Below are 2,829 nucleotides of genomic sequence, written 5' to 3' on the forward strand. Positions count from 1 at the left end.
CTCTTTCGCGGGGCGCAGCAGCGTGGGAGAGGCAGGTGCGGGTCCGCAAATGATCAACGGCGATTGCGGCTCGTGACACGTTCGTTAACGGCACCCCGTATCGCCACGACGTCTTGACGACTGTCTGGCCTCCGGCAATATGCGTGCTCGTGGGGCGACTGCCGGTGGGGATGGATGAACTGGTCCCCTGAGCGCCCCCACCCGGAGATCTTCCAGGGCGGCAACTCCACCGCCGCCCGGCAGATGGCCGGCCGGCGGTCATCCGTGCAGCCGACTTCGGAAGCTGACAGCCTCAGTGAATCCGGATTCCCCCACCCGGCACGCGGCGCGCTTGGGTACGAACCCCACGCTTCACGCGTACCCATCGTCCTCAACGGGAGCGTTTGGCCGTGGCCAAACCGGATGCCGCACAGCGTCATCCAGCGTCATCACCCGTCACCTGTATGCCCGGATTTGCCCAGGTGGGCAGCAAAGACGCAGGTCACGACAGCGATACGAAACAGGTTCGAGTCCCGTCACTCACCCCCCGAGACAGGCCCTTGACCTGCGGAAACGCGGGTCAAGGGCCTCTCTGCCGTTTGGCCACGGCCGAACCACGGCCCGTCCGCCCGCGATTCGAGTCGTCCGGGAAGGAGCGATAGCCGTAAGTCCGCATGAAACCTCGCTTAACGTATGCGTCCAGTCACAGAATGTGTAGACTCCGTGCATCGATCCGCTGCTGAGTGACGGGACCTCATCAGAGCCATGGGACCGCCCATCAGCAGGTCACCACGACGGTCGGCGCTCGCCAGTGCTTCCTCCAGATCGGGGATGAAGGACGCGAGGAGGGCAGTGGTGCTGCGGATGCGGCGTAAACCGTCGCGGCACTGACCCCGAAGCCAGAACTCCTCGGACAGGGTGACGCGTTCGAGTAGTGGCTCGCGCACCGCCTGGGCCAGATGCCGCGTGCCGGTCTTCCGGCACGCTCGCCGCGTTGTCGAGGGCCAGCAGCCGAGCCACCTCAACTGCAGCCGACAGGAATGTCGGTGCCTCTGCGCTGACCGAGGCACTTGGAGAACGGTTGGCTCGTTGCAGGCCGTTAGCCTGTCGGTATGTCAGAGCGTGTCATGCCCGGTCGCACGGACGGCCTGATCACCCTGGGTGCCGCGGACGCTCTGTGGGTCGATCTGACGGCCGGCAGTGCTGTACCGACGGTTTCTGGGGCATTCACCTGCTCTCCTGCCCATGCCCGGGTTGGGTACGTCCTGCTCGGCGGCCACGTGGTGACGACGGTGAGGGCGAGCGGCGGTCAGTGGAGTGTTCCGGAGGTTGAGGTGCGCCGGGCGGCCGCGGAACTGAACGCGGTGGGGATGGACCGACAGGACCTGGTCCGCATCGGTCCGTTTCGTGGGGCGCCGAGGCAGGAGTGCAACGAGGAAACGCCGCTGCGCTGGCGTCGGCGCATCACGGAAGAACTGCAGGAGCTGGGCGGCCCCGAGCGGGCAGCACGACGTGAAGTCGGTCGGCCGTACCATCTGGCGGGGATCGACTGGCGACAGATGCTCGTGGAGCAGACCCGCGACGGGGCGCAGCGGACGTGGTGGCTGCCGCGCGCTGTGGTCAGGCTGCTCGACGCGGCCGAGCACACCGAAACGCAGTGGCTGCAAGCCGCGCGGATCCGCCAGGCAGGCGCAGCCGCCACCGAGCCGCCCTCCCACCCCCGGCAGGCCCGAGACGCCGACGGTCGGCAGACGACGAGCCCCGAGGGCCCCACGGCCTCACTGCGCCCGTACAACAAAGAGCTGGAAGGCCAGCTGTACTCGGTGCTCAGCAGGAAGCCCGGTACCTCCCGCAGGGTGGCCGGGTGGGCGTGCGCCGTCTGCCGCACCGCGCCCGCCACCGTGCTCGACCACTGCCACGAACACGGCTACGTCCGCGCCCCCCTCTGCCAGTCCTGCAACACACAGGAACGCCCCGACCACCTGTACAGCAACGACATCCGCGTGGCGAACCGCTACACACGCCTCTTCCACACCGATACCGACGACTGGCTCCGTCACTGGCACCGCTGCCCCGGCTGCCGCGCACGCACCACCCTGCCCCTGCCGCACCTCGCCGCATGGACCGCCCACATAGCCTGCCGATCATTGCGCCCGACCCACCGCGCCCCCCGCGGGCGCAAGCCCTGCGGTGTCCTGCGCGTGTCCTGGACGGGCAGTCAGAACGCGCCCCGTTCCTGCCTGCTCACTGTCGCCGTCGATTTCTGCCCTTCCGGCGAGCACCGTGTCCTGGCGCGAATCCCCTACCGCGAAGCCGCAGAGCAGTTTCGTGCCTGGTTGGCCGAGACAGCCCCTGCCGTGGCCGCCGCGGCCGGTCCTGACCGACTGGACGGCCTCCCTGCCCAGTTCCGGCCAGTCATCGCGGACACCAGCGGCAAGGATCTGGAACTGTTCTGAGCGGGCACCGGAGCCGTCGAAGATCTACGGGTTGCTTCCGGTACTTCGACTCGTTGACGTGGTATGGGGCGTTTCGATGAGTTGATCGGTCCGTTGCGGGCGAAGCTGGGAGCGGTGGCACCGCATCTGAACGAGCGTCAGCGTCGGGTGCCGTACGGGGCGGAGCTCCGACAACTCGGTCACAGTGAATCGCCGCCGTCGGACAGCCGGTGGAGTGCCCTCTCAGGCTAACCCGTCGAAGCCGGGCGTATCACCCAAGGCTGACAGGGAGGGTTCGCGACGACTCCGGTGAACCGGACGATCTTCGATCTTGCAAGAGCTCCTGCCACCGCACGCCACACAGGCCACGGACTTAGAAGCCATCTCATTTGGTGAGTCTGCGGTAGCAGATGAG

The 2,829-nt window shown here is 67.5% G+C and carries 1 protein-coding gene; it reads left to right on the plus strand.

Features of this window, described 5'->3' with window-relative positions; translation table 11 throughout:
- Positions 1-1,091 precede the first annotated feature (1,091 nt).
- Positions 1,092-2,435 carry an endonuclease domain-containing protein gene (locus AAW14_RS39095; protein ID WP_265569223.1) on the plus strand — a complete coding sequence of 448 codons (1,344 nt, stop codon included), beginning with the start codon at positions 1,092-1,094 and terminating at the stop codon, positions 2,433-2,435.
- Positions 2,436-2,829 lie beyond the last annotated feature (394 nt).

The sequence above is a fragment of the Streptomyces hygroscopicus genome, assembly GCF_026168105.1.
Classification (GTDB): domain Bacteria; phylum Actinomycetota; class Actinomycetes; order Streptomycetales; family Streptomycetaceae; genus Streptomyces; species Streptomyces hygroscopicus_D.